This window comes from Acinetobacter sp. WC-323 (genome assembly GCF_000314615.1).
Classification (GTDB): domain Bacteria; phylum Pseudomonadota; class Gammaproteobacteria; order Pseudomonadales; family Moraxellaceae; genus Acinetobacter; species Acinetobacter courvalinii.
Genome location: NZ_AMZS01000035.1, coordinates 312,649 through 337,923, shown reverse-complemented (window position 1 = coordinate 337,923; position 25,275 = coordinate 312,649). Strand labels below are relative to the sequence as shown.

The window sequence follows — 25,275 nt, the reverse complement described above, 5'->3', positions numbered from 1 at the left end:
AAGCGCAAGGCAACAACCTGCGTAGTCTATACTCAAGCATAGCTTTCGCCTTGCGGTACGGCAAAGATAATAAATCTTTGCTATTCGCACCTCAGGTTTTGTAGTGAGCGACGTTTATGGCGGCGCCAGAACTCTTGCTTTCGTAGCATCGCTTCTTATTTGGCGAAACCAAAGTCACTCCAGCAAAAAGCTTGGCCTAAAATCAAGATAACAACTCGGTTTGGCTCTGTCATATTAATCTAACAACTTCATCAAATGCCAGACAAAACCATTCTAATTAATGCTTTTGTATAGACTGTCCCTGTTTCTTGGCCTTATCTGCATCCACCCACCAATATTCCCATCCCACAGAAAGCTTTGGCTTCACTGACGGTTGCTGATAGATATCCCAATAAGCAAACCAGCGTTCAGGTTTACCATAGGTCAAAATCTGGTAATAACCGGCACGTAACAATCGATCGAGGATACGGCTATACAGCACCACCTCTTCACGGGTTTTGGCCCTGACAATTTTTGTAATCATCTGGTCAATGACAGGATGTTTAATCCCTGAATAGTTATAGTTGCCTGCTTCATCTGCAGCAGCACTTCCCCAGAACTGGGCCTGTTCTTTACCCGGTGTTAAGGTCTGCGGCAATTTTAATACCATCATGTCAAAATCCTGACGGCGAATCCGCTCCATATACTGCGGTACATCTACCTGTCTAAGATTGACCTGAACCCCGAGTCTTTTCAGATTACGTACAAAAGGCATCAGCTCACGCTGCGGATTTTCCTGCTGCATTAACAGCTCAATTTGAACCGCTTTGCCAGTATGGTCATATAATTTGCCATCACGAATAACATAGCCGGCATCTTTTAAAATCTTTTGCGCGATCAGTAAATTGCGGCGATTAAAACCACTGCCATCAGAAACCGGATAATGCCAGTCAGCCATTACCCCCTGTCGTATGACCAGATTGAGCTGTGCCAGATAAGGCTGCAGTATCTTCAACTCCGCAGCACTGGGACGACCCGTGGCAGCCAGATCGGTATTGTCAAAATAACTTTGTAAGCGCTGATTTTGATTAAAAAACAATGCTTTATTCTGCCATTCAAAATCATAGGCATAGGTCAATGCCTGACGTAGATGAATGTCATTTAAAGGCGCGCGACGGATATTAAACACCAGACTCTGAATATCAAGCGGTGTGGCTAAACGTGTTTTGTACTTTTTAACCAAGCCTGCTTTCGCAGCCGGGAAATGATAGGAGGTGACCCAATTTCGGATATTTTTTTCTTCGTATAAATTAAATTGCCGTGATTTAAAGCCTTCAAAACTGACCTCTAAATTTCGGTAATAGACATATTTCAATCGATCAAAATTATAACGGCCTTTATTCACAGCTAAATCTTTGGCCCAATAGTTCGGACTGCGTTTATAGGTAATACTGCGTCCGGCATCAATACGTTCCACCATATAAGGCCCGGAGCCGACTATAGGGTGCAGCGTGACACGGCTAAAATCTTTATTTTTCCAGTCCAGTTTTGAATAGATCGGTAAGCTCGCCACGATCAGTGGCATTTCGACATTATGTTTAGATTTGAAAATGAATTTCACCTGATGCCGAGACAACACTTCCGTTCTGGCCAGATCAGACAAATACATTTGAAAGCCAAGATTGGCTTTGCTTTGATAGGTGTCAAAGGTAAATTTGACGTCTTCTGCCGTTAACGGCTGCCCATTATTAAAACGCGCTTTGGGATTTAGATGAAAGGTGATCGACTGTAAATGATCCGGATCATAACTGACCTTTTCTGCCAGTAAGGGATACATCACCCGAGGTTCATCCAGCGAACGATCCATCAGGCTATCAAACAGGTAATTCACCCCTTCGGTGGAACTGCCCTTGCCATTCATGCTATTTAAATTATCAAAGGTTCCTAGACTGGATTGACTAAGTACGCCACCTTTGGGCGCATTGGGATTGGCATAAGGCATTGCCTTGAGCTGGGCATATTTTGGCTGCACATGCATGGCCAAATAGGGAGTGGTGTGGATGGCGGCAAATGAAAGCGGAGCAAAAAGGCTTAGTCCATAGCATAGACTAAGCCTTTTTGTGCAAAGCAATAAATTCATGCTGAATTACAGGCTAGGCACTTTAATCACATCACCAATGCGTAACTGAGTACTTGGGGTCAAGTCATTCATTTCTGCCAGTGCATTGGTTTCCATGCCATAACGACTTGCTAAACCAATCAATGTATCGCCACGTTTAACTTTGTACTCGGCAATGGTTTTCGGTACCAAGATATTTTGTCCACGTTGCAGACTGGCATTGGCTTTCAGATTATTTAAATCTGCCAACTCACGGCCCGACATACCAAAACGATTGGCAATACTGTTCAATGACTCGCCTGCTTTTACACTATAGCGCTCGGTGTTGCGGCCTGGTGTTGCAGCTTTAGGTGCTGTTTTCGCCGTGTCTACGCTCGCTGCTTCAGCCTTAGGCGCATCTCCCGTGAGTTTCAAACGTTGACCGATACGCACGTTACTGCTACGGGTTAAACCGTTTAAGCCTGCCACATAATCCAGTTGTAAATTATAACGGTTGGCAATATTGCTTAAGGTGTCGCCCGACTTGACGGTGTAGACTTCTGGTGTGCTGTCTTCTCTCGACTTTGTATTGCTGCCAGTCGCTGTTTTTGCAGGAACATCACCTGTTAATTTCAAGCGCTGGCCTACACGTAAGCCTGCAGTTCGTTCCAGACCATTCAGGTCAGCCACATAGCTCAATTGCAGATTGTACTTGGCAGCAATCGCATTCAGGCTATCACCCGACTGAACCACATACTGATCAGGGACTGTTGAACCTGCCGGAATCTTCAAGCTTTGACCTAAACGAACACCGCTATTTGTCTTCAGATTGTTGAGCTCAGCCAACTCGCTCAAGCTGATCTTTGACTTGGTCGCAATGCTGGATAAGGTATCACCCCGTTGCACGGTATAGTTTTCAGTTTTATAACTGGTCGATGCCGTTACATTTTCATATTTAACCGTGTTTTTAGCCGGCTCGGCAGCTTCTTCTGTTTGCGAAACTTCATGTAATGGAACATTGATTTTCTGTCCCACAAATAAACTGCTGCCCGCAGTTAAGCCGGAGGTTAAAGACGCCAATTCCTGATTTGACAGCGCATAACGATCAGCAATCAGTTTCAAGTATTCGCCACGTTTAACCGTATAAGATTTTGTTGCGACCTTGGCTGTAGCAGACGCTTTGCTCTCGTTATTACGGGCGCTTTGCTGAGTCGTACGTGCATTATTTTTAGGCTCGATCAGCGTAAGTCGTTGCCCAACGAATAAGCCATCTGTCACTGACAGGTTATTGTAATCCGCGAGCTGCTTCAGGCTTAAATCAAAACGTGAAGCCAGATTGGTTAAGCTATCGCCTGATTGCACCACATAGCTGTCAGGTTTCTCTGCGGCTTTCGGTGCTTCAGCTTGCGGTTTGGCATTGTATAAATACAAGCTTGCACCAACAAACAAAGTACCATTTGGATCAATCTGATTCCATTGTGCGATATCGCGCCAGTTCACACCATTTTTCTGGGCAATAACTGCCAAGGTATCCCCTGGTTGTACCACATAGGTACTGCGTTTACCCTTCGGCGCAGTTACAACGACATCGGTATCGGTCTTGATATAGGGCTTGCCCTGGTTACGTTTAGCGTCTTCGCTATTTGCCGTGGCACTGTCTTCAAGCAGATTCTTTGGATACGCAAAGCCCTTACTGACTTCCTGCCCTTTTTCATCTGCAACCGATTGGCTGGTTTGAATCGCAGTTAATTTGATTTTGCCATCAAATGGATCGACAATCTCGGTCCCTTTCGGCGCAATTGCCTTAATTTCTGCAACCACCTGATCCCGTTCAGCCTGAGTCGCTTGTGGCTCTAAAGCCTGAGCAACGGTTTCCTTTTTACCCTCTTCCTTGATTGCAGCCGTGATTTGCTCACGCTCTTTCAGTGAAATTGGTGGCTCTGTTTTCACAGGTTTGACATTTGCAGCAGGCGTAATTGCCACAGGAATACGTGGTGCACTTGGCACATCTGCGGCGGCTGCAAATGAAGCCAGCGCATCCGATCCTCTAGGCGTATTGATCTTTGACTTTGGAATGGTTGGCGTGGTGGTACGCGTGCTATTGCTGGCCGTTAAATTTGGTGGTGTCTTGGTCGACGAACTTACGTTTTGTGGCGTGCTGGTTGTGGTCCGAATGGTGGTCGATGTACTCGACGAACTGTTTGCCATTGGCGGTGGTGTTTTATTGCTGGCCCAGAAACCACCTGAACCTGATTTGCCTGAACGTAGCTTGGCATCAATTGATGGACTCAAATCCGCTGGGATTAAAATTCGCATCGGGCTCATTGGATCAACCATTTCGCCACGATAGCCCGGGTTCAACGCATATAATTCGGCACGACTCAAACCGGTAATCGAAGCGATCTGGTTTAACTCGAGTGGTGCTGACAAACTGACTTCACGGAAGTGAGGACGGTTGGCGATTGGCGGTAAACTCACGCCATACGCCCCCGGATTTTTAATAATTTGGGCTACTGCCAAGAAACGCGGCACATAGTTCATGGTTTCTTGCGGCAGTTTTAAGGACCAGTAATCGGTTGGCAGGCCAGCGGCACGGTTACGGTTAATCGCCTGCTGAATACGGCCTGGGCCAGCATTATAAGCAGCCAGCGCAAGTTCCCATGAACCAAACTGGTTATACAAGCTTCCAAAAAACTCATAGGCAGCACGGGTTGACTCTACAACGTCACGGCGACCATCATACAGGCTGGTTTGTTGCAAACCATAAATACGTCCCGTACTTGGAATAAACTGCCATAAACCTGCAGCCGCAGCACTACTGGTCGCTGCCGGATCGTAAGAACTTTCAATAATCGGAAGTAATGCTAGCTCGGTCGGCATACCGCGACGTTCTGCTTCTTTGACCGTATGATATAAATAACGACTGGCACGGGCGCTCAAACGGTCTAGATAAGGTTGACGTGAAATAAACCAGCTACGTTGTGCTTCAATACGGGAATCCCAATGATTCAAGTCCATCTTGAAACCGACTGTCATGCGTTTCCACACATCACCGTGTTTTAACACCAGTAAACGATCCCCTTCCACAGCACGCATATCGGTTGCAGAAAGCAAGTCTTCCAGTGAATCTAAACTGCTTGCGTCCAGATAGCCTGAACCGACCTGTTTAGAAGATGAGGTTTTCCCTGATTGAGGTGTTGAAGAACAACCCGTGGTAATTCCCAACGCGGCTAGAGCAGAAGTGAGTACAGTGATTTTGAATAATGATGTTGCAGATGTTTGCGACATCAATTTGCCCGATTTATACATAAAAACTTCCAGTCGACTCACGCTAGTTTTGCTTTAGATTTGCCATTGTATTAAAGCATGTCACTTAGACAAGGTAATAATTTAACGTGATTTGCATGGAAATGTTACAAGAAATTAAAAAAGATGAGTTTTGTAACGTTCAAAAACAGAATTTGGCTTTACAATACCCCTTCGGGCATGGGGATGCTAAAATTCTCAAATGATCTGAACTCAAGTAAAAATCTGGGTTCTGGTTCATTTGCTTAATCCGCAATTGAAGATTAGCTTTCATTTTCGGATTCTAAAACTCAGATTTTTCACGCTGCTTATTTTATTGTTCAGGTTCAGATATGTCACAAACAATCACGCTTTATGTTGATGGCGCATGCAAAGGAAACCCAGGTCTCGGTGGTTGGGGTGCGTATGTCATTACCGAACAAGGCGAACACAAGCTTTGTGGCGGTGAAGCGGTAACAACCAACAACCGCATGGAACTGCAAGCGGCTATTGAAGGCGTTTCCTTTTGCCCGGTAGATGCGCATCTGATTATCTGGACAGACTCCAACTATGTCAAACAAGGCATCACCGAATGGATTCATGGCTGGAAAAAGAAAAACTGGAAAGATGTTAAGAATCCGGATTTATGGCAAAAACTGGATGCTGTCTGTGCCAATCGAAACATCGAGTGGAACTGGATCAAGGGACATGCCGGCCATGAAGGCAATGAAATGGCCGATCAGCTGGCAAATTTAGGCGCAGAACAGACGGCTCAACAATTAAAAAATGCAACGCAGGCTAACGCTGATACAAAAAAGCCTGAAGCTGACTGGCTCTTAAATGATCCTTTTGGCTTGGATATGGATGCAGAAACGGATGATGTTGAGATGATCGAAGACACCGAAGATGATGTTGCAGATGAAATTGAAACTTCAGAAGAGACATCCTCGGCACCGGTTTCTAGTCAACATCCACAGATTGTGGTCACTGAAGCAAAATTAAAGCTGCAAGGCCCCCGTCAACTGATTCTGGATACCGAGACCACCGGTTTTTACTATCAGGATGGCGACCGGATTATCGAGGTGGGTGCGATTGAGATGATCAACCGTAAACTAACCGGTAGCTCGATTCATATTTATATCAATCCGGAAAAACCGGTTGGTGACTCTGAAAATGTCCATGGTATTAGTGATGACTTTCTAAAGGACAAGCCGAAGTACGCCGAAATTGCCGACGTTCTATTTGCTTACCTGAAGGGCGCTGAAATTATTGCGCATAACGCGACCTTCGATATGAACTTCCTGGATATGGAGTTCAAACGCACGGGATTACCTGCACTTTCAGAAGTCTGCGACGTCACCGATACCTTGGCAATGGCCAAAAACAAGCATCCTGGACAAAAGAACTCTCTGGATGCGTTGGTACGCCGTTACGAAATTCCGGCACGCGATCGTACTTTCCATGGTGCGTTACTCGATGCTGAAATTCTGGCAGATGTGTACCTTGCCATGACCGGTGGGCAGGTCTCTTTTGATATGGATGCCCTCTCCCAGACCGAACAAAATCAGAATAAAACCACCCGTCAACGCGTGGAAGTCGATTTACCTGTGATCGAGCCTTCTGAACATGAGTTAAATGAACATGAGACCTGGGTCAAACAATTCGAGCAAAAACATGGCGAACCTTGCCTTTTCGCAAAATAAATTTACTGCTCAATGTAACTTTTTGTATTTCAAGTTTTAAAACTTACGTTATATTAACTCTTAAAGAATCAGGCCTTCTTTTTCAGAAGGCCCATGGATATAACAACTCAGGAAAGGTGTAGGTCATATGTCTTACCAAACCTCGATTCACTTCGACCCAACGGCATTATTAATAATAAAAAATGAGATCGATAATTCGATTAAATTGGTAGAAACAGCCGTCAATACCCTTGCCGAAGAACAAGCCTTACCCTTCGGGATTGATGATGCACTCAACCAGTTTGAGCAATGTACTCAAGTACTTGCTCTGATTGATATGCCTCACTTATCACAAATTACTCAATATTCTGCTGAGCTGATGCGTAAAATCATGGCTCAGCCGCAACAGGTTCAGACCAGTGATGTGGTTGCCCTCAGTGAAGGCACCACCATGCTCAAGCGTTATATTGAGTTTATCTGCCTGCGCGAAGTGAAAGTGCCACAGTTTTTGCTCGACACACTCAATCGTCTGGAAAAAGCATTAGGTAGACCGCTTACCAAAGAAGGTCAGACCGTTCAGCCATTGCTGGAATTGATTACCCCAAGTTTTAATTTGCCGCAGGCACCTACGCTGGAGCAATCGCAATATATTCATCAGTTATATAAGCTTTGCCTGAACAAACTGATCAAACAATCTGAAACAGCACTTGACCTGCAAGGCATTAAATTAGTGGGTGTTTATCTTGCTGGTTTAGCATCGGGCCAACCTAGCCAGCAGTACTGGCAACTGGTCAATGTTGGCTTAGGTCACATTGATGAGCTTTCAATTACCGAAGCACGTTTACGCACCCTCATCCAGATCGAAACCAATATCGGCCAATTTCTGGCACAACCCCATGCTTTCAAAAATAGCATTGCTGATCTGGCCGATATTTTATGTATCTGTATCAGTCAGGAAGATGAGATTTCTGAACATATTCGCGAACAGTTGAATATTGGTGATGAGTTACTCAGCGATACCCAGCTTCAGGTGCTGAGCCGCCATCTATATGGTCCTGACTATGAAACAGTGCATACCATTAGCCAGTTAATGACCAGCGAAATGGTGCAAATCCGTAATGAAATTGAATACAACCATCAGAATATGTCGCCTGAAAAGACGCAGGAAATTCAGCAAAAGCTGACGCAGCTTTGCAATGTTTTCAAGGTATTGAATCTCAACGAAGCCGCAAGAGAATTAACCCAGCAGGCGGAAAAACTGAGTTTGCCAAATACCTTAACCGATGCAACTTCAGTGCAACAGCTCATGAACAGCATTCTGGCATCAATGAACTCGATTGGGATTCTGGAACGGAATTACACCTCAAGCCGTTTACAGTTACGGGTCAACAATATGCAGATCTCGCTGGACCGTTTAGATGAAGCGCATCAGGCCTTATTGACTGAAACCAAAACACTGGTGGAAACCTTGACACAAACGTTAAGCTTGTATGTTCAAGACCCGGCCTCCCATAGTCTGGAAGCTTTGCCAGGCTATTTGAAAGAGCTTGCGGGTGCTGCCCTGTTCCTGGGAAGTTCGGCGCAACAAAATGCCTTAATCGGAGCTGCACAATTTGCCCAGCATCGTCTGGATCAACATCAGGCCTTCTCTGCGGACGAAATTAATTGTGTTTTAAATGTTGTTGCCGGCCTGGATTTACTGGTGGATAACTTGAAGAACAAGCAACCCGTCTTGCAATCTATGTTTGATGTGGCATTATCAAACAGTCAGCAATTACAATCTAAAGCCGCATAATGACTCAACTATCACTTGCTTATATTTTTCAACACCAGAAACTTTTAGTAGACGAAAACTTTCAACTGCCTCAGGTTGAAAAACTAGCAAGTGACCTACCCATCCACCAGAATGATCAAGTCATCGCACGTGATCTTCTGGAAGATGAAGCCATTCCAGAAGGCTATCAACTGATTCCAATTCGGGAACTCATTCAAAGCTGGTCAAGCAGTGATTTTTTGCAAGCCAGCCGCGCCGTGCAATTACTGGAGTGGCGACGTAACCACAAGTTCTGTAGTCACTGTGGTCATGCAACCGAAGTGCACGCTAAAGAATATGCCATGGTCTGTCCTGCTTGCGCTTATCATCAATATCCACGTGTTCAGCCGTGTATCATCACGATTATCACCAAAGGTGACAATGAAGTGCTGCTGGCTAAATCAGCGCACAATAAAAGCAATATGTATGGACTGATCGCAGGCTTTGTTGAAGTCGGCGAAACCTTGGAAGAAGCCGTACAACGTGAGGCTTTTGAAGAAGTCGGACTGAAACTGAAAAATATTCGCTATATGTCGAGCCAGCCTTGGCCATTTCCAAGCAACCTGATGATTGCCTTTCATGCTGAATATGAATCGGGTGATATCCAGCTGCAGCTTGAAGAAATCAGTGATGCACAATTCTTTAAATTCGATCAGCTACCAGAAATTCCATTCAAAGGCAGTATTGCGCATAACATGATCATGCAAATGATCGAAAGTAAAACCGAAGCCTAATGGCTTTGATCAGATTCAAACCCATACACATTGTCTAATCAATGGATATCCTTCATTCCGGCAATAATCCGCTGCATGTGTGCTGAATCAATCTCTAATGCTTGTGATAAATGCTTCAGCACATCACGCACCTGTTCATCTGACCATTGCCGAAAAAACATCAGACTCAGGGTCTGCTGAATTAACCAGCAGTGGGTCTGCTGATCGAGTAGAGGTGAAATACTGAATAATTGCGGGCCAATATGTTGCAATCGCATGCTGGAACTTGATTGAAGTATCCGTTGAACCAGCTTCTGCTGTGCATCAGGATAATGCTTAAACAGGCATTGAATGACTGGCACTAGTCTAGCTTCACATTGTCCTTTTTCATTACGGATCAAAAAATGAAATAGATTTGCCAATGTTGCAGGCACCACTTCTGGGGGAAATATCTCCGGATCCAGCAATTGCGGCGCTAAAGACAACAGGTTTGGTGGAGACTCCTCTGTTAGCAACGCTTGGGCCCAATGTTGTATATCATTGTTGTAATTCATGTCCGCCATACCATTGCTCCTGTTCTCGCGCTCCCTTTGCCCTCCAAGAAAACTCGCGGTAATGGCGGTTTTTTATAGCGACTGCCTAACATTCATTCCCCCTCAACCTGTGTAAATTTTTATTGATCTATGTCGCAACTTCAGATTTTTTTATGCCCAACCCGACATCAATTTTGTACCTATTTTGGGTAATTGAGTTAATTTACCATAAATAGGTACAATGACAAGTAGTATTCATACCGATGAAATGAACATTTTGTGCCATTGGCTTAAACAGCAGCGCACAATGCAACAATTGACCATGCGTGAACTGGCCTCACGCATGGCTAAGCCACATTCGTATGTACAAAAAGTGGAGCAAGGAGAACGGCGACTGGATGTGGTGGAATATGTCTGGTACTGTACAGCGCTGAACATTGATCCACACACAGGGATTCATCTCATTCTGGATGCCATGCAATCACACAAAAAATAAAGGCAGATCACCGAGTTTCAGTAATCTGCCTTGAATATGCTATGGATTGATCAGATGAGTCCTGTTTTAAGGCTCCAATGCCTCATCCAGAAAATGCAGGATAGTCCGCTTGGTCTTGAAATAATGGCTCATTAAGCTCGCCAGCGTCGCCACTATCGTGATATGACCTGTCTTTGGAATCACGGCGATATGACTATGGTTCCCCTTCGCTCTTAACGCCTTATCCAGATCAAAGCTATTTTCCTTCGCCACCAGTTGATCCTGTTCGGCCATCAATAAATAATGTTTAATCTGGTTCGGCTCAATAAAGTAATAAGGCATGACTTGCTGGTAGGAAACTTTCTGGTCAAAAGCATGCTCTGCCAGCGGATCGCCCTTATAGTCGAAATGATAAGGACCAGCCATGCCGACAATGGCACGGATCTTATCTTTATATTTAAAATTTTGTGAGTAAGCAGAATACACCACAGACATCACATTAAAAGCGCCCGCCGAGTGCCCCATCAAAATGATATTATCGGTAGAAATATTGAGCTTGTCCTGATTCTGGCTCAGGTAGTGAATTGCTTGCGCAATGTCATCGATAAAGGTGGGAAAGATATGAGCCGGAGCAAGATGATAATTGATCACCGCAACATCATAGCCCTCTCTGGCAAAACTTTCTCCAACAAATAAATAATCACGCTTATTGCCATGCTGCCACGAGCCACCATGCACAAAAACAATCAGTGGTCTTTGCTTTTTCGGGGTTTTGGTCCGATACAAATCCAGCCGCTGTCTTGACTTGAGCCCATAGGCCAAATGCTCGTGTTTTTCAAACGTATCTTTCGGGGTTAGATAATTAATCGAATAACTGGCAAAATCATAAAGGCGAAACTCCTGATAGAACGTTTTCGCCTTGATGACATTTTCTTGTACTTGTTGGATGAGTTGCTTCATAAATTAAGGATTAGTTGGAGTAATGGTCGCAGGGTCCGCCTGATCTGGATCAATTGCAACAGGTGTCTCAACTAAAGGCTGTGTCGTCGCAGTACCCGCCATTGGCGTAGCTGCTGTTGAACTTGCGACAGTACCTGAAGGCTGGTCCACATTGTCAATGAGCGTCACAATTTTAGTCACATTTCCAACTTTTTGTAAGACATCATCCAAATCTCGTGATTCAGCTGTATTTAAACGTCCCATCACATACAGCACACCATTTTCGGTATGTACCAGTACTTTGCTATCCGACACTACTGGCGCTTTCATTAACAGGCCACGAGTATTGGCAGTCACCGTCGCATCTTGCATGATAGTGTTATAGCCGACTTTGTCGCCCACCGTAATATAGTTGTGTACTGCTTTAACATCCGTCATTGAGCGCAAGTTGTCTTCAGCCAACTGTTTTAAATACGGATCAGGAACCTGGCCTGTCAATAAAACATTGCTGTGAAAACTTTCAATGTTGATACGTGACTGTTTAAAACGGTGATCTAATTTATACAAATTGATATTTGCAGTACGCTTGATTGAAGAATCAATAAAAATCTGCCCCAGACTACGCTCACCACTATTTGTTCCGACTGGTGACGTTCCCGTACCCCCAGAAATAAAACTCGCACATCCCGATAAACTTGCAGCGCAAAGCAACGTAATCGTTAAACGTTTTAACACTTGGCAAGACTCCCTAACTACAAACACATTTGTTCAATTTCAATATTCAGCTTCAGACCCGTGCATTCACCCGTCTAAAGTAAACGCATGTTCAATCCATTGCTGATCATACTGCAATTTTGAAAAATCTGGTTGTACTGTTTTTGCAAATTTCCGTGGAAAATCAAAACAAATCACATCAAAACGACAGTCAAAGTCATAATATTTAGGATATTTCTGTAAAAACAGCTGAGCGGTTTTAATAATTTTTTGCTGTTGAGCTGGGGAAATCACCTCACAGGCTGCAGCATAACTCCCCGCCGATCTGGCTTTGACTTCAACAAAGACCAGTTCATGCTGGCGCTGTACAACCAGGTCAATTTCACCATAACGTGAATGATAATTTCGCGCGACACACTCATAGTGATGGGATTGGAGCAAGGCAAGTGCTGTTTGTTCAGCCCATTGCCCTAGATCCTGACATGACGATTGCATGGATGAACCGTCTACTTCAACATCTGAATGCCATTTTTCTGTTGTTGATAACAATACGGCTGTCGGTAAATTTTACCGTCCTTCACCTCAATTGCCCCAGTACGACCTTCAAAATTAAATTTCCGGTCCGGACTGTTTAGGAATTGCTGACTGATGCTCCAGGCATCGCCACCAAATGCAAGTAAGCGCTGGAACGCCATATTTTCAGGCTGCTCTTTATAAGCCTTGATGACATCGGCCCACTGTCCATTATATAAGGCCGGTGTATCACAAAAGCTGAGGCCTTTAGGTATCGGTTTATCCTGCTCTATACTTAGCGCTGTGGCATAAATATTCTTTTCTGGCAGTGGGCCCAGTTGTTCTAGCCATGGCTGGTCTCCGAGCAATAATAGCCCTTCTTTACGTGCCAGTTTTTTCGGCAGTTCATTCACGACATGAATATCTGAACCAAACTCGGACATCAACCCCATCATAAACAGTTCTGTTGCCGACTCGGTTCCTGCCTGACGTAGCACCAGTAGCTTTTTGATTTTATCTTTTTTCAACAGTTGATTCAGTGCAACTGCATCATGCTGTTTGGCCAGACTAAACTGCCAGACATTGGTCGCCTGAGTATTCACATCATTCAAGGCCAGCACCGGAATTGCCGGATTACGCTGCATCACATTTTCAATATCCGGTCGGGCCAATGGTCCAACAATCAAACGGGTCTTGTTATTAACCCGCTTTTTGAAAATGGTATCGATGTTATTTTTGGCGGAATCTACAAAAATGATTTTTTCTTTGCTACCAGATGCTGTATAAGCACTCAAGAAACCGCGTTTGATGTTCTGACCGGCTCGCGCCATCGCACCAGATTCGGGTAGAATCACCAGTACGTCCGCATAAACCGGACTCACCATTGCTGCCAAACTGAGTAGCAGCCAATATTTTTTGTAATACATGAGGGAGTTACCTTTTATGAGTGCTCAATTATTTGTTGTAGCAACCCCGATTGGGCACTTAGACGACATGACCTTTCGTGCAATTGATATATTAAAATCCGTTTCGGTGGTTGCCGCAGAAGACACTCGTCAATCTGCTCAATTATTCAAACACTATAATATCTCAACTCCACTAACCGCGTGTCATGATCACAACGAAAGTAACAAAATTGATCAACTTCTCCAAAAAATGTTAAATGGTGAAAATGTTGCTTTAATTAGTGATGCTGGAACGCCCCTGATTAGCGACCCTGGTTTTAAACTGGTGCGTGCTGCACAAGAGCACGGCATTCGCGTGATTCCTGTGCCCGGTGCCTGTGCTGCGATTGCTGCATTAAGTGCGGTGGGTTTACCCAGTGACCGTTTTAGCTTTGAAGGCTTCTTGCCATCGAAAGCGTCACAACGGATTAGCCAACTGGAAAAGCTCAAAGATGAAACCCAGACCCTGATTTTCTATGAAGCACCACACCGTATTCTGGCCTGTATTCAGGATATGGTTCAGGTCTTTGGTGAAGATCGTCCTGTCGGTTTTGCCCGTGAAATTACCAAGACATTTGAAACCATCAAGAAAATGACCTTAAAACAACTGGTCACCTTGATTGAAAATGATCACAACCAGCAGAAAGGTGAAATCGTGGTGGTGGTCGGCGGTGCTTCTGCCGAAAAAGATATGGAACAGGATAAACTGGATGAGTTATTAAAACGTTTATTACAGGACTTATCCGTCAAAGCGGCATCACAACTGGCTGCTGATTTGACCGGTATTAAGAAGAAAATTGCTTATCAACGCGCGTTGGAATTGACCCAACACGATCAATAAAACCTAAGGGGGAGATTACAAAAAATCTCCCCCTTAACCGTTAAATATGAAATAACAACACTGTGTTTTAAGCCTTCGTTATGATATTAGCTTGATCCATTTTTCTTTCCGCTCTGGCCTGTTTAATCACGCTTAAACCCGAAGAAACACCAAGATAAGCAATCACAAAAGCGACCAATAAATCGGGAAACATGGTTCCAGTTCCAAAAACGCCGACAGCTGCAATAATAATCGCAATATTGGCAATTGCATCATTCCGGCTGCATAGCCACACTGAACGCATATTGGCATCACCATCACGGAATGCGTAAAGCATCAATGCTGAAACTACATTCACTGTCAATGCCAGTACACCGATTGCCCCCATAAGCATCGGCTCAGGGGTGATTCCCAGCCACCATGACCAGAACACTTTCACAATTACAAAAATACCAAAGGCCGCCATGGTCATCCCTTTCACTAAAGCTGCGGTCGCACGCCAATAAAGGGTCATGGAGAGTACGGCTAGAGAGATGGCATAATTCGCCGCATCACCGGCAAAATCTAGCGCATCGGCCCATAAAGAAACCGAGCGTGCATGTGAACCACCAATAATCTCGACAAAGAACATCAATGCATTCAGCACCAAAGCAATCCACAACGCTTTGCGAAACTTGGGGCTAATCTTTTGTGTTGGGGAACATGTTGTGTTGCATCCACATCCTGCCATGACTTTTCTCACTTAATCTTTTATAGTGATTTAAAACCCTAGAGTAACTCCAGAGTCAAGCATGATAAATCTTACCATTGGGCAACTAGCAAAAAAGTCTGGCGTATCTGTGGATACGATTCGTTATTATGAAAAAATTGGGCTGCTTGAGAAAGCCAAACGCACGGCGGGCAATTATCGACATTATTCTGAACAGATGCTGTCCGAACTTCTGTTTCTCAAGCATTGCCGTGAACTGGGCATTACCTTACAGGATATTCAAAAGCTCAAGGATATGTCAGAGAACCCCAATCAAACCTGCATGGAAGTCGATCATCTGATTGATCAATATCTGGCTGAGGTTTCCCAGAAAATTAAAAATCTGGAACATCTCAAACAGGATCTAACCCATTTAAAACAGCAATGCTCACAACATCGTACCATTGAACAATGTGGAATTTTAAAAGAACTCCATCAGCCACTGGAGTGCGAACACGAATCCCACCAGCACAAAAAAGCACCACAATCGTGATGCTTTTTTGCTGTCTTTATTCGACTTAATCTTGATGTTCATCGGGTGGGACTTCGGTAATGCGTCCACCACGTGCAAGGAACGCAGCAACTTCATCTTCTAAAGCCTGACGCTGTTTCTGCTTTGCCGTTACCGTTAAAGTTTCAGCCTCGGCAAGATCGGCATCATTGGCGCTCGACTCTTCGCTATCTGCACCAGTTTCTGCTGCTTTCGCCTCATCATCGTCTACAGCAGAATCTTCTGTGTTGTCGTCGTAATCATTCATTTCCGTCATATTAATCTCCCCACAATGACTAAACTTCTCATCATCGCTATTTGGTCATCAGAACTTGATGAAATTTAGCAAGCTCTTTTCATTTCGCAAAGTACAATATTGCTAAAATCGTATTTTTTGCGACCAAATTCACTCTGATTTATAAATGATTGTTTAAAAAATATCTACTCTTTTTTAACAAGCGTAACGGGTGTCTTTTAACACACCTAATCCGTTGGCCTGTTGCATGAAACGATCCTTAAACCCGTCAAATTGTTCGACCTGTTTTAAGCCAAAATTTCGCGCCCAGACCAAAGGAAACAACTCCGAACTTTCCAGCCAGCCAATCGCAGACATGCTATGCATCATGGCATCATTCTGACCTTTACGTTGGTGCTCGTAACGCAGCAAGGTCTGTTCATTGGCCCATGCACCACGTTTTAAATCATGCAGTAACACATCACAAAGCACCGCGGCATCCAGACAACCAATATTCACGCCTTGTCCTGCCAAAGGATGAATCACATGTGCTGCATCACCAATCAATGCCAGCCCCGATTTAATATAGCGCTGTGCAGCACGTGCCTTGAGTGGAAATTGCGCTCTGGAACGCACCTCAACCACCTCACCCAGCATTTGCAGGCTTTCCTGAGTCAGCAATTGCATAAACTCTTGATCATTGAGTGCCGAATATTCATCGGCATAGTCATCGGGTAATGTCCAGACAATCGATTGCCAATAACCATTGTCCTGTGCATCCAGACTGGCCATCGGTAAATACGCCAATGGGCCTGTTGGCAAGAAAATCTGGCGAGCCACATACTGATTCGGTTGTGTGGTTTTAATCGCACAACTGATGGCAGCCTGTTTGTAATCCAGTACATCCAGATCGATATAGGCTTGCTCACGGACAAAAGAGTTGGCACCATCTGCACCGATGAGCAACTTCGTTTTTAATGTTGTGCCATCTGCCAGTTGAATCGACCAGCCTTGTGGAATCTGTTCAATCCGAATGACTTTGACCTGGGTACGGTAGTCTTTAAGCTGCTGCAACATCTTTTGTTGAATGGCAACATTTAGGACACTCGGCTCAACCATCGACCCTAAGGCCTGATCTGAGTGTGGTGGCTGCTCAGAAGCATGACCAAAATTGATTTCGCCATAGCCATTTTTATTCCAGACCTGCATGCCTGAATAAGGCATTTGTCGTGCCAGATCATTCCATACATCAACCGTTTTGAGTAAGTGAATCGTCGCTTGGCTAAGTGCCAATACACGCGGATTCATGACCGCCAAAGTCTTGTCCTGATCAAGCACAGGCGCAGCATCCAGCACTGTGGCCTGTACCCCACCTTGGGCCAACAATAAAGCGGTTAAACCACCAACCAATCCACCACCGACGATGACCACATCTAACAGTTCACTCATGCTTTTAGCCCCATCGCATAATTGGCAACCAAAGGCTTAACCCCCGGAATCACATCAAATGCAATCAGGCCGGTATTACGTAATAATTTAAGGATTGAATTCTGATTACTAAAACCACGCACCACCGAATCACAGAACTTGATTACACGTTGCTGATCCTTTAAACGGGATTGCTCATAGGCCAGTAAATTTTCAGGCGCGCCAATATCATCGGACTTCGCCAGTTGCTCCATCAGAAAACGAACCAGCACATCGGCATCACGCAAGCACAGGTTAAACCCTTGTCCTGCTACTGGGTGAATCGTATGTGCGGCATTCCCCATCAACACGACACGTCCAACAGCCTGCTTATGCGCCAACACTTGTGACAATGGATAACTAAACCGCTTGCCGGTTTTTTCAAATTTACCCGCACGATCACCATAAGTTTGCTGCAACGCATCGAGGAAGTGCTGATCATTTTCCTCACCTAACCATTCTGCTTCTGTGCCTTTCTTCACTGGCCATACCACCGAACGACGGTATTCCCCCGGTAAAGGCAACAATGCCAATGGCCCTAATGCGCTAAAACGTTCAAAACCAACATGCTGATGCGGTTTAGAGGTTTGTACGGTCGTGACAATCGCGACTTGGTCATAATCATGCTCATCCACACCGACACCAATGGCTTGTCGACAGAAAGAATCACGACCATCGGCTGCAATCACCAACTTGGATTTTAAGGAATGAATATATTCACCATTGCGCATCGCTTCGATATGAACCTCATCCTCATTTTGCGTGAGTGAAGTCACCTGCACTCCGTCAATCAGCTCAATCAACGGCTGCTGACGTACTTGGGTCAGTAATACACGACCTAACCATGCGTTTTCAATCACTTGTCCAAAGCTTTCGACTTTTTCTTGTTCAGCAACGAGGCGTGCCTTACCAAAACTGCCCTGCTCGGTAATATGCACTTGCAGAATTGGAGTCGCATGTTGCTGTAATGCATCCCACAAGCCTAATTTTTGGTAAATCTGTACGCTACGACGTGACAATGCGGTATTACGCGCATCAAAGCTGGAATGATAAGGGGCGACATTTTCATCGTCATAATTCGGATATTTCACAGCTTCTAATAGCTTTACCGCGATATTAGATTTTGCCAACATTAAAGCAAGGCTGAGTCCAACCATACCTCCACCGACAATGATGACTTGTTGCTGCATAATATTATTCCTTATCAGTTTTTCATGACTTGCGTTTCGGGACTATATTACTCTAACTTAAATCAGGAAGGGAATTTGTACTTTGTTTGGTCTATGTTTTTAAAATATCTTCAAAAGTTGTTTTGAGCATCGATAGAAAAGAAACATGCTCATCTATCTTAATCAGCCTTTTCACCTGAGTAGGTCTTTCCGCAGGAAAGAAGACAGAAGACAGAAGACAGAAGACAGAAGACAGAAGACAGAAGACAGAAGACAGAAGACAGAAGACAGAAGACAGAAGACAGAAGACAGAAGACAGAAGACAGAAGACACTAGATTAAATATATTTTCTTGGAAGATAGACGATAAAAACTGAACTCATCAAACAAAAATAAATAAAATACAAAGTCCACTCAATAGATCGATATTTCCCAACGTTATAAAAAATAGTATAGATAAACAATGCCGTTACACTGAAAAAAAATATAAAAGAAATAAACAGCAGGGAAAGTATCTGTCGATCTTCATGCTACTCCCACCGTGTCAGATCAAAGTAATAATGATGAACCTTTCAATATACATAAATCAATAAAATCAAATAAATGTCAGTGACTATTCGATAAACACAGCTCGACAATTTCATATAAGCCACTTATTTTTCTAAATATTATTATAATTTTTTGTATGCCTCTTCATACATGATGAAGAGGCATTCATTAAAACTAAGGCTTCAGTTCTGCAACTCGACTGATTAGCGACTCGCCATCAAGCTTTCAATCTCTTCAACGGTTTTAACCACATTCTTGGTCAGAACCAATGGACCATTTTCTGTCACGACAATATCATCTTCAATACGAATACCAATACCACGCCATTTTGCATCAACGGTTTCATCATCTGGCGCAACATACAAACCTGGCTCAACGGTCACCACCATACCGACTTCATAAGCACGCCAGTCTTCGCCAGTCTTATAAGCACCGACATCATGCACATCCATACCGAGCCAATGCCCTGTACCATGCATATAGAATTGACGGAATGCCTCATTTTCAACCAGCTCATCCACATTACCGTGCAGTAAACCAAGATCAACCAGCCCTTGGGTTAAAATCTTTACCGCCACTTCATGCGGATATTTATAGTGATTGCCGATACGGGTTGCATCAATCGCAGCCAGCTGTGCTTTAAGTACCACGTTATATAACGCTTTTTGTTCAGGGCTAAATTTACCATTTACCGGAAATGTACGGGTAATATCCGATGCATAGAACTCATATTCACAGGCCGCATCGATCAGTACCAGATCACCCTCTTTTAACAGCTTGTTATTCTCAACATAATGCAAGATACAGGCGTTTTCACCGCCACCAACAATACTGTTATACGCCGGCACACAGCCATTTTGACCAAAGATATAATTCAGTTCCGCTTCGAGTGCGTATTCCATCATCTCAGGTTTAACCGTTCGCATGGCACGGGTATGCGCTTCGGCACTGATATTGGCTGCAATCTGCATCAGCTCAACTTCTTGTGCCGATTTTTTTAACCGCATTTCATCAACAATACGGTCAAGCTGTACCACTTCTGCTGGCGCAGTCCCCCCACGATGTGCATCCGCCTTTTGAATCCACTGGCTTACACGTGCATCAAATTCGGCATTGTGTCCGATACGATAGTAAAGACGCTGTTTATTTAATAACTTGTCGATGATTTCTTCATCAAGCAGATCAATTGCATAAGCTTCATCAGCATCATAAATTTCAATTGCGCCATCGATCCCGGCACGATAGCCATTCCAGATTTCCATTTCACGGTTACGTTCACGGCAGAACAAGCTATAGCTATATTCCTCACCCTCTTCAAAGGTTTCGATCACGGCCACCGCTTCTGGCTCTGCAAATCCGGTCAGATAATAAAAACTACTGTCGGCACGATATTTATAATCCGCATCGCGGTTACGATACATTTCTGCCCGCGTCGCAATAATTGCAATGCTATTGCTGCCTATATATTGAGCGAGAAGATCACGACGTTGTTTAAAATCGGCCTGACTTAATTTCATATTGTCCTTCTGATGAAGATGAATGATTGTAAGTATCTTTATTTATAAAAGTTTAAGGCACCGCCCGAGTTAACTCGGACGATGTGGGGTAAACATTTCTACCACGGTTTGAGGATCGGAAGGGTTGTCTGAATTTCTGCTTTTAGCATGAAAATTTTGTAACAAAGAACTTTCAGCCACAGCAATCTTTTTACGACCAATCGACAAGCTCACAGGAATCAGGCGTACAAACTCATACAATTCCTGATAGCTTTCTTCGCCTTCTTCATCATTGTCTGAGTCTTCAAACTCAACCGCTGCAACATCTTGTAAATGTTCAATCAGCTCTTGCTCCTCGCCACGAATATGACCCGAAGCCAAACCGAAACCCAGCACCACTCCGGCACACCAGTCAGCCAATGCCTGCACACGATCGACCAGTAAATGACTGTCATCCGGGAGCATCGGCAAATAGTCTAATTCATCATCAGATAAAGCATGCGCCACATCCTCTGCTTCATCCGTCAAACTGTCCAGTGCTTGGGGTTGTAAAGCAGGTACATTAAGGGTGTTTAAGATTTGTGACCATTCATCTGCGGTTGGCGCTTGTGTCACACAAACTATACCAGTGAGTAAACCATGTAACTCACTTGGACTTGAAATTTCTTCAATCCCATCAAAATGGGCATTCCATTCCGTCCAACCTGAAATATCGTCTTGCATTCGTTTATCCAATCTCTATACTGCTGTATATATTACCTTTGATTGCAACTCTGTGCGACCTTCGTTATGTTAGAACAATTACAGCGTCTACAAGCGCATATTGGTGTTTTAAAAACACGCCTACATCACTTTGAGCGAGAAAATACATCGCTCACTGAAGCTAAACAATTAGCTGAAACTGACCATCATGCACAAGTTGTGCAGAAAAATAGCATCATCACGCAAAAGCAGGAAGAAGTTGATAACTTAACTGAACAACTGACTCAGTTACAAGATCAATTTAAACAACTGAATCAAGATGCAACAACTTTAGCGGAACGTTATAGCCGTTTAGAGAAAAGCACCACCGATTTAAAAAATCGCTTTCAGGAAATTCTGGCTGAGCGTAATGACTTGCGTATCAACAAAGAAAAATTACAGGTACAGCAACGTCATAGCCAACAAGAAATTCAGGATTTACAACAGGATCGCGATCGCTTGTTGCAGAAAAATGAACTTGCAAAATCTAAAGTGGAAGCCATTATCCAGCGCCTTTCTATTTTAGGTACGGCCCAAGATCAACATGCACAAGAAATTCAGCAACTCGCTCATCCAAATGCTGAAACTCACGAGGAGACCTGATCATGAGTGAATCCATTGTTGTCGAACTTCGCTTGATTGAACAGACTTTCCGTTTAAACACGACTGAAGATAAACGTGAAGAGCTGGAACGTGCGGCTGAATTGCTGAATCAGAAGTTTCATGACATGCGTCGCAATGCGCCACGCGTAGAACATAACAAACTGGTGATCATGGTGGCCCTGCAAATGGCGCAGGAAGTGTTTAGCCTAAATAAGTCTTTACAGGAATATGCCCACTGCGAACGTCTGCTCCAGACCATTTTGGAAGATGTCGAACAAACTGTTGAGTAAAATTGCACAAAGCCCCATCAATTAGTAAGTATCTTTACAGATAACTGCCTTGCAAGGATTGTCATCGCGTAAAGATCAGTTATACTAAAACTGTCTCTAGGGTGTTCGCCAGTACGTCTAGTCCCCTGCCGATACTTATATTTATGGATGTGTTCTGTGTATTTTGAGTGTATGCCTGCCTCGAGTAGGAAACCCATTAAGTACGCGTCACCTCCACCTTGAACTCATCGGGTTCAGGGTAACGACCATGCAGCGGCACCTCTGGAGCATTATTTTTAAGTATTCAATACTTAGCCCATATAAAAACGATAATCTGGATTAAATCCCAACTCTCTTTTTGCTTTTTCATTCAAGTATAACTGTTCATTTTCCACAATCTGATAAATTCCTTGTCCTTTCTCGATCGCAAGATAAGCAGCATGTGCAGCCGCATCAACATGAATTTTACAGAAATCCGCTGCGATACATCCTGTCGCCTCTCCATATAATTTTCCATATCGTAGAATCACGTGATTTAGCCCACTGCTTTGAATCTGCTTTTCCAGTCCATCAATACTTTCTGCATTCAATCTCGATATAGGATTGGCTGAATTTAAATCTAATTCTGTTTGCTCATTATAGTATGGCTGGTCAGGTACACAGGCAAAAGCAATACTTTGGACAATCAGCTTACAGGCCTTGTTTGTAACAGCCTGAACAAGATTGTCAGTCCCTATTTTTCTGATTTTTGCATTTCTGATACGTGCCTGTTGCATGAACTCAGGCTGTAAACCATAAGGTAAATCCGTGAGTTGATGAATCACCACATCTGGCGCAACTTCACTTATTATTTCTTTAATCCTTTCCGCATCAAAAATATCCGCAATTAAGGGATGAACACCGATTGCTTGAAGAAACCTTGCCTTGTCAGCTGAGCGAGTCAAACCGTAAACATTAAAGCCCTTTTGCCGAAGAATCAGGCAAAGCTTATAGCCAATGGCACCAGTTGCTCCTGCAATAAAGACAACAGGTCGATGTGGATGATGATTTTTCATTTAAAAGTTTTTTAGTCAAAGGAGTAATAAAATAATGCCGATATTTTCGACACTATTCTACACTCTGGTTTTCTTAATCAAACTTAATCACTCATCATTTAAAGCACATTCATAATTGCTTGGCTCTTGCGAACAACGCACCTGCTTCAACAACTTCATCATATCTTTATCGTAAAAACCTTCTTTGGTCATTTGAATCCGCGCTTCACGCATCAAACGCACATAACCCGGCTTATCACTTTCATTCAGCTTTAACCAGAACTTATCTGGAATCTTGGCTTCGATTTTATCGACAAATTCAAAGGCTGGATTCAACTGTTTGGAAATCACCTCACGAGCAATCGATCCCATCCCTGCTGGAAACTTATTGCGCTGCATAATCAAGGTTCCTGTCACCTGTATCACAGGAAATTTAATAATACCGCCAACCGCTTTACCTGATTTATCGGTCATGCCTTTTTGTAGTTCCAATGGCTCAAATAAAATCGCTGGTCCAGCCATGATATCGACTTCTTTATTATTAAACTTTCCGCCCACCGTCACCAGATCGACAGAAACCGGTTGTGCGCCAACATTCTGTACCAGTTTCTTTTGCGTTTCATCAAACTGGAATACCGCAACCTTTTTACCCGCAGCTTTTGCCAAGGTATTAATATTACGATCGGTCACCATGATATAGGCGGCACCCAAAGGTACGATTCCCACGACTTCATAATCTTTATTGACCATCTTTTCATCGAATTTTGGATTGGCCAAAACCTGAATAACAGAACTGAGCTGCTTATAGGTTTGCAATGCACCAATCGCATCGATACTGCCGACGAATTTATTAAATTGTTTGGCGCGGAGGTTACTGATTCCAGCCCCATCACAGCGCTTGCTACGGAAATCCTCAGTAAGCACCGCTTCATTGGTATAGACCTTGAGATTGACTAAGGTTGAGGCCTGTTTTTTTAATTTAGGATAATCAAAATCCAGTTTAAATTGTAAATGCGAAGGCCGGGTCACATTCATATTGACGCCGAACTGTTTTGCAACACGAACCATGCGCGGGATTTCAGTAATATAACTGGTGGCCTGCTCAAAGGCTTCACTATGCTCGCCATTGGGTGAAAATACACATAAAGTGACTTGCTTGGGAATCTGTTGCCAGGTTTTCGGATCATTGAGCAACTGTTTGATCTTATTCTGTGAATGTGTCGAAAGCGTCAAGTCCAGTTTGCCTTCGGGTGCTGCATAAGCTGTATTCATCAGCAGAATTGAACTCGCCAAAGTACAATGCACCAAAAAGGATTTTGTAAATTTGATAAATTTATTATTTTGCATAGTCCGATCCATTTTTAGCTATTTCCCAACAGTTTTATTCAAGTTAAGGAGAAAAGATAAAAATAGAATTGACTGTATTTAGTTAGCCGATGTCAATTGAGTCAACATAAATCAGGCGCTTAAATTTAAGCACTAAAAGATGCTTGGCAATGCAAGGATGTAGTCTTGTAACAGGAATTTCGCGTTTATCGGATATTTTTATAAATCGGTAGTTTTAACTAAAATATGGTAAATAAGCTGCTCTTTAGCGCATTAAAACCAGCAGCTTATCCAAGGCTTTTTAAATTAAATAAATGACCAGAGCACATTTTCATCCTGAGGTTTCAATAAAAAGCTGGTCTGAGCATCATCTTCTACCACGATATGCTGATTCGAAATCATTTTGACCTTGAGCAAAGTATCATTTTCATAAACCAGATCACGTTTACCTTCTTTTTTTAAGACAAGCATTTGATCCAGAACAATGAGATTTTTTGATTCAAACATGTTTTTCCCCTCGTAAGCGATATCCGGTGAATGACTTTTTCAAGCAGCTATTTCACGCCGTGCATTTTAGATCATTAATTAAGCACAATTATGTATTTTGTCTAACAGTTCACAAAAATTTAACTTTTTGCCTT

At 43.5% G+C, this 25,275-nt stretch carries 25 protein-coding genes and 1 other RNA gene; 10 read left to right on the top strand and 16 right to left on the bottom strand.

Annotated elements, in window-relative coordinates; translation table 11 throughout:
• Positions 1-277: 277 nt before the first annotated feature.
• Positions 278-2,119 carry an extracellular solute-binding protein gene (locus ACINWC323_RS11125; RefSeq protein ID WP_032881352.1) on the bottom strand — a complete coding sequence of 614 codons (1,842 nt, stop codon included), beginning with the start codon at positions 2,117-2,119 and terminating at the stop codon, positions 278-280.
• 6 nt (positions 2,120-2,125) lie between these two features.
• Positions 2,126-5,386, bottom strand: coding sequence for a lytic transglycosylase (locus ACINWC323_RS11130; RefSeq protein WP_009511357.1), 3,261 nt, complete (start codon positions 5,384-5,386; stop codon positions 2,126-2,128).
• Between the two features lie 329 nt (positions 5,387-5,715).
• Here ACINWC323_RS11130 and dnaQ point away from each other — a divergent pair, with 329 nt between their 5' ends.
• The 3 genes from dnaQ (at position 5,716) to nudC (ending at position 9,591) form a co-directional block, all read left to right on the top strand.
• Complete coding sequence (gene dnaQ / locus ACINWC323_RS11135; protein ID WP_009510955.1) at positions 5,716-7,065, top strand: DNA polymerase III subunit epsilon; 1,350 nt, start codon at positions 5,716-5,718, stop codon at positions 7,063-7,065.
• Between the two features lie 127 nt (positions 7,066-7,192).
• Positions 7,193-8,839, top strand: a complete 1,647-nt coding sequence (locus tag ACINWC323_RS11140; RefSeq protein WP_009511311.1) for a hypothetical protein — start codon at positions 7,193-7,195, stop codon at positions 8,837-8,839.
• Positions 8,839-9,591: an NAD(+) diphosphatase gene (gene nudC, locus ACINWC323_RS11145; RefSeq protein ID WP_009511148.1), complete on the top strand. Its 753-nt coding sequence runs from the start codon at positions 8,839-8,841 to the stop codon at positions 9,589-9,591. Before ACINWC323_RS11140 ends, nudC begins: the two co-directional genes overlap by 1 nt.
• Before the next feature lie 38 nt (positions 9,592-9,629).
• Here the strand turns inward: nudC and ACINWC323_RS11150 are convergent, their stop codons facing one another.
• Positions 9,630-10,133 (bottom strand): hypothetical protein, encoded by a 504-nt coding sequence (locus tag ACINWC323_RS11150; protein WP_009511277.1) that lies wholly within the window; start codon positions 10,131-10,133, stop codon positions 9,630-9,632.
• A gap of 211 nt (positions 10,134-10,344) precedes the next feature.
• On the opposite strand from ACINWC323_RS11150, the gene ACINWC323_RS0118915 reads away from it, so the two are divergent.
• Positions 10,345-10,599 carry a helix-turn-helix domain-containing protein gene (locus ACINWC323_RS0118915; RefSeq protein WP_005288014.1) on the top strand — a complete coding sequence of 85 codons (255 nt, stop codon included), beginning with the start codon at positions 10,345-10,347 and terminating at the stop codon, positions 10,597-10,599.
• A 66-nt stretch (positions 10,600-10,665) separates the two neighbouring features.
• On the opposite strand, the gene ACINWC323_RS11155 is transcribed toward ACINWC323_RS0118915, so the two are convergent.
• The 4 genes from ACINWC323_RS11155 to ACINWC323_RS11170 form a co-directional block, all read right to left on the bottom strand.
• A complete protein-coding gene (locus tag ACINWC323_RS11155; protein WP_005288016.1) occupies positions 10,666-11,538 on the bottom strand; it encodes an alpha/beta hydrolase in 873 nt (290 codons plus the stop codon).
• A gap of 3 nt (positions 11,539-11,541) precedes the next feature.
• Entirely contained in the window at positions 11,542-12,252 is a 711-nt protein-coding gene (locus ACINWC323_RS11160; RefSeq protein ID WP_009510945.1) for a BON domain-containing protein, read from the bottom strand.
• A gap of 66 nt (positions 12,253-12,318) precedes the next feature.
• Complete coding sequence (locus ACINWC323_RS11165; RefSeq protein ID WP_009511150.1) at positions 12,319-12,726, bottom strand: YraN family protein; 408 nt, start codon at positions 12,724-12,726, stop codon at positions 12,319-12,321.
• 11 nt (positions 12,727-12,737) lie between these two features.
• A complete protein-coding gene (locus tag ACINWC323_RS11170) occupies positions 12,738-13,670 on the bottom strand; it encodes a penicillin-binding protein activator (protein ID WP_009511372.1) in 933 nt (310 codons plus the stop codon).
• A 16-nt stretch (positions 13,671-13,686) separates the two neighbouring features.
• Here ACINWC323_RS11170 and rsmI point away from each other — a divergent pair, with 16 nt between their 5' ends.
• The gene (rsmI, locus tag ACINWC323_RS11175) at positions 13,687-14,529 is read left to right on the top strand and encodes a 16S rRNA (cytidine(1402)-2'-O)-methyltransferase (protein ID WP_009511225.1); all 843 of its coding nucleotides are present in this window, start codon (positions 13,687-13,689) and stop codon (positions 14,527-14,529) included.
• A 67-nt stretch (positions 14,530-14,596) separates the two neighbouring features.
• Here the strand turns inward: rsmI and ACINWC323_RS11180 are convergent, their stop codons facing one another.
• Positions 14,597-15,238, bottom strand: a complete 642-nt coding sequence (locus tag ACINWC323_RS11180) for a cation efflux transmembrane domain-containing protein (RefSeq protein ID WP_009511380.1) — start codon at positions 15,236-15,238, stop codon at positions 14,597-14,599.
• A gap of 61 nt (positions 15,239-15,299) precedes the next feature.
• Here ACINWC323_RS11180 and ACINWC323_RS11185 point away from each other — a divergent pair, with 61 nt between their 5' ends.
• Positions 15,300-15,749, top strand: a complete 450-nt coding sequence (locus tag ACINWC323_RS11185) for a MerR family transcriptional regulator (protein WP_032881351.1) — start codon at positions 15,300-15,302, stop codon at positions 15,747-15,749.
• A gap of 25 nt (positions 15,750-15,774) precedes the next feature.
• On the opposite strand, the gene ACINWC323_RS11190 is transcribed toward ACINWC323_RS11185, so the two are convergent.
• The 3 genes from ACINWC323_RS11190 to ubiH all read right to left on the bottom strand — a co-directional run bounded on the left by ACINWC323_RS11190 (position 15,775) and on the right by ubiH (position 18,638).
• Positions 15,775-16,023, bottom strand: coding sequence for a hypothetical protein (locus ACINWC323_RS11190; RefSeq protein ID WP_005231697.1), 249 nt, complete (start codon positions 16,021-16,023; stop codon positions 15,775-15,777).
• 174 nt (positions 16,024-16,197) lie between these two features.
• On the bottom strand, positions 16,198-17,430 hold the full coding sequence (locus ACINWC323_RS11195; RefSeq protein WP_009511464.1) for an FAD-dependent monooxygenase: 1,233 nt from the start codon (positions 17,428-17,430) through the stop codon (positions 16,198-16,200).
• On the bottom strand, positions 17,427-18,638 hold the full coding sequence (gene ubiH, locus ACINWC323_RS11200) for a 2-octaprenyl-6-methoxyphenyl hydroxylase (RefSeq protein ID WP_009510831.1): 1,212 nt from the start codon (positions 18,636-18,638) through the stop codon (positions 17,427-17,429). Before ubiH ends, ACINWC323_RS11195 begins: the two co-directional genes overlap by 4 nt.
• A 145-nt stretch (positions 18,639-18,783) precedes the next feature.
• Here ubiH and ACINWC323_RS20545 point away from each other — a divergent pair, with 145 nt between their 5' ends.
• Positions 18,784-18,993: a DUF874 family protein gene (locus tag ACINWC323_RS20545; RefSeq protein ID WP_032881350.1), complete on the top strand. Its 210-nt coding sequence runs from the start codon at positions 18,784-18,786 to the stop codon at positions 18,991-18,993.
• A gap of 375 nt (positions 18,994-19,368) precedes the next feature.
• On the opposite strand, the gene ACINWC323_RS11205 is transcribed toward ACINWC323_RS20545, so the two are convergent.
• Both ACINWC323_RS11205 and ACINWC323_RS11210 read right to left on the bottom strand, forming a co-directional pair.
• Positions 19,369-20,682: an aminopeptidase P N-terminal domain-containing protein gene (locus ACINWC323_RS11205; protein WP_009510762.1), complete on the bottom strand. Its 1,314-nt coding sequence runs from the start codon at positions 20,680-20,682 to the stop codon at positions 19,369-19,371.
• A gap of 69 nt (positions 20,683-20,751) precedes the next feature.
• Positions 20,752-21,384 carry a UPF0149 family protein gene (locus ACINWC323_RS11210; RefSeq protein ID WP_005231702.1) on the bottom strand — a complete coding sequence of 211 codons (633 nt, stop codon included), beginning with the start codon at positions 21,382-21,384 and terminating at the stop codon, positions 20,752-20,754.
• 66 nt (positions 21,385-21,450) lie between these two features.
• Here ACINWC323_RS11210 and ACINWC323_RS11215 point away from each other — a divergent pair, with 66 nt between their 5' ends.
• From ACINWC323_RS11215 to ssrS, 3 genes are all read left to right on the top strand, one after another.
• Positions 21,451-22,005 carry a hypothetical protein gene (locus ACINWC323_RS11215; protein WP_009510760.1) on the top strand — a complete coding sequence of 185 codons (555 nt, stop codon included), beginning with the start codon at positions 21,451-21,453 and terminating at the stop codon, positions 22,003-22,005.
• 2 nt (positions 22,006-22,007) lie between these two features.
• Entirely contained in the window at positions 22,008-22,295 is a 288-nt protein-coding gene (locus ACINWC323_RS11220) for a cell division protein ZapA (RefSeq protein ID WP_009511386.1), read from the top strand.
• 90 nt (positions 22,296-22,385) lie between these two features.
• Positions 22,386-22,567, top strand: a non-coding RNA gene (ssrS, locus tag ACINWC323_RS19700) — 6S RNA.
• A gap of 18 nt (positions 22,568-22,585) precedes the next feature.
• Here ssrS and ACINWC323_RS11225 read toward each other — a convergent pair.
• The 3 genes from ACINWC323_RS11225 to ACINWC323_RS11235 form a co-directional block, all read right to left on the bottom strand.
• The gene (locus ACINWC323_RS11225; protein ID WP_009510887.1) at positions 22,586-23,329 is read right to left on the bottom strand and encodes an NAD-dependent epimerase/dehydratase family protein; all 744 of its coding nucleotides are present in this window, start codon (positions 23,327-23,329) and stop codon (positions 22,586-22,588) included.
• A gap of 87 nt (positions 23,330-23,416) precedes the next feature.
• Positions 23,417-24,655, bottom strand: coding sequence for a putative solute-binding protein (locus tag ACINWC323_RS11230; protein WP_009511056.1), 1,239 nt, complete (start codon positions 24,653-24,655; stop codon positions 23,417-23,419).
• Positions 24,656-24,940: 285 nt separating this feature from the next.
• Complete coding sequence (locus ACINWC323_RS11235) at positions 24,941-25,141, bottom strand: hypothetical protein (protein ID WP_005231707.1); 201 nt, start codon at positions 25,139-25,141, stop codon at positions 24,941-24,943.
• Positions 25,142-25,275: the final 134 nt, after the last annotated feature.

Bases quoted from the DNA above. Each gene is read 5' to 3' on its own strand.
- ACINWC323_RS11125 (WP_032881352.1), bottom strand. From the start codon at position 2,119: ATGAATTTATTGCTTTGCACAAAAAGGCTTAGTCTATGCTATGGACTA.
- ACINWC323_RS11130 (WP_009511357.1), bottom strand. From the start codon at position 5,386: ATGTATAAATCGGGCAAATTGATGTCGCAAACATCTGCAACATCATTA.
- dnaQ (WP_009510955.1), top strand. From the start codon at position 5,716: ATGTCACAAACAATCACGCTTTATGTTGATGGCGCATGCAAAGGAAAC.
- ACINWC323_RS11140 (WP_009511311.1), top strand. From the start codon at position 7,193: ATGTCTTACCAAACCTCGATTCACTTCGACCCAACGGCATTATTAATA.
- nudC (WP_009511148.1), top strand. From the start codon at position 8,839: ATGACTCAACTATCACTTGCTTATATTTTTCAACACCAGAAACTTTTA.
- ACINWC323_RS11150 (WP_009511277.1), bottom strand. From the start codon at position 10,133: ATGGCGGACATGAATTACAACAATGATATACAACATTGGGCCCAAGCG.
- ACINWC323_RS0118915 (WP_005288014.1), top strand. From the start codon at position 10,345: ATGACAAGTAGTATTCATACCGATGAAATGAACATTTTGTGCCATTGG.
- ACINWC323_RS11155 (WP_005288016.1), bottom strand. From the start codon at position 11,538: ATGAAGCAACTCATCCAACAAGTACAAGAAAATGTCATCAAGGCGAAA.
- ACINWC323_RS11165 (WP_009511150.1), bottom strand. From the start codon at position 12,726: ATGCAATCGTCATGTCAGGATCTAGGGCAATGGGCTGAACAAACAGCA.
- ACINWC323_RS11170 (WP_009511372.1), bottom strand. From the start codon at position 13,670: ATGTATTACAAAAAATATTGGCTGCTACTCAGTTTGGCAGCAATGGTG.
- rsmI (WP_009511225.1), top strand. From the start codon at position 13,687: ATGAGTGCTCAATTATTTGTTGTAGCAACCCCGATTGGGCACTTAGAC.
- ACINWC323_RS11180 (WP_009511380.1), bottom strand. From the start codon at position 15,238: ATGGCAGGATGTGGATGCAACACAACATGTTCCCCAACACAAAAGATT.
- ACINWC323_RS11185 (WP_032881351.1), top strand. From the start codon at position 15,300: ATGATAAATCTTACCATTGGGCAACTAGCAAAAAAGTCTGGCGTATCT.
- ACINWC323_RS11190 (WP_005231697.1), bottom strand. From the start codon at position 16,023: ATGACGGAAATGAATGATTACGACGACAACACAGAAGATTCTGCTGTA.
- ACINWC323_RS11195 (WP_009511464.1), bottom strand. From the start codon at position 17,430: ATGAGTGAACTGTTAGATGTGGTCATCGTCGGTGGTGGATTGGTTGGT.
- ubiH (WP_009510831.1), bottom strand. From the start codon at position 18,638: ATGCAGCAACAAGTCATCATTGTCGGTGGAGGTATGGTTGGACTCAGC.
- ACINWC323_RS20545 (WP_032881350.1), top strand. From the start codon at position 18,784: ATGCTCATCTATCTTAATCAGCCTTTTCACCTGAGTAGGTCTTTCCGC.
- ACINWC323_RS11205 (WP_009510762.1), bottom strand. From the start codon at position 20,682: ATGAAATTAAGTCAGGCCGATTTTAAACAACGTCGTGATCTTCTCGCT.
- ACINWC323_RS11210 (WP_005231702.1), bottom strand. From the start codon at position 21,384: ATGCAAGACGATATTTCAGGTTGGACGGAATGGAATGCCCATTTTGAT.
- ACINWC323_RS11215 (WP_009510760.1), top strand. From the start codon at position 21,451: ATGTTAGAACAATTACAGCGTCTACAAGCGCATATTGGTGTTTTAAAA.
- ACINWC323_RS11220 (WP_009511386.1), top strand. From the start codon at position 22,008: ATGAGTGAATCCATTGTTGTCGAACTTCGCTTGATTGAACAGACTTTC.
- ACINWC323_RS11225 (WP_009510887.1), bottom strand. From the start codon at position 23,329: ATGAAAAATCATCATCCACATCGACCTGTTGTCTTTATTGCAGGAGCA.
- ACINWC323_RS11230 (WP_009511056.1), bottom strand. From the start codon at position 24,655: ATGCAAAATAATAAATTTATCAAATTTACAAAATCCTTTTTGGTGCAT.
- ACINWC323_RS11235 (WP_005231707.1), bottom strand. From the start codon at position 25,141: ATGTTTGAATCAAAAAATCTCATTGTTCTGGATCAAATGCTTGTCTTA.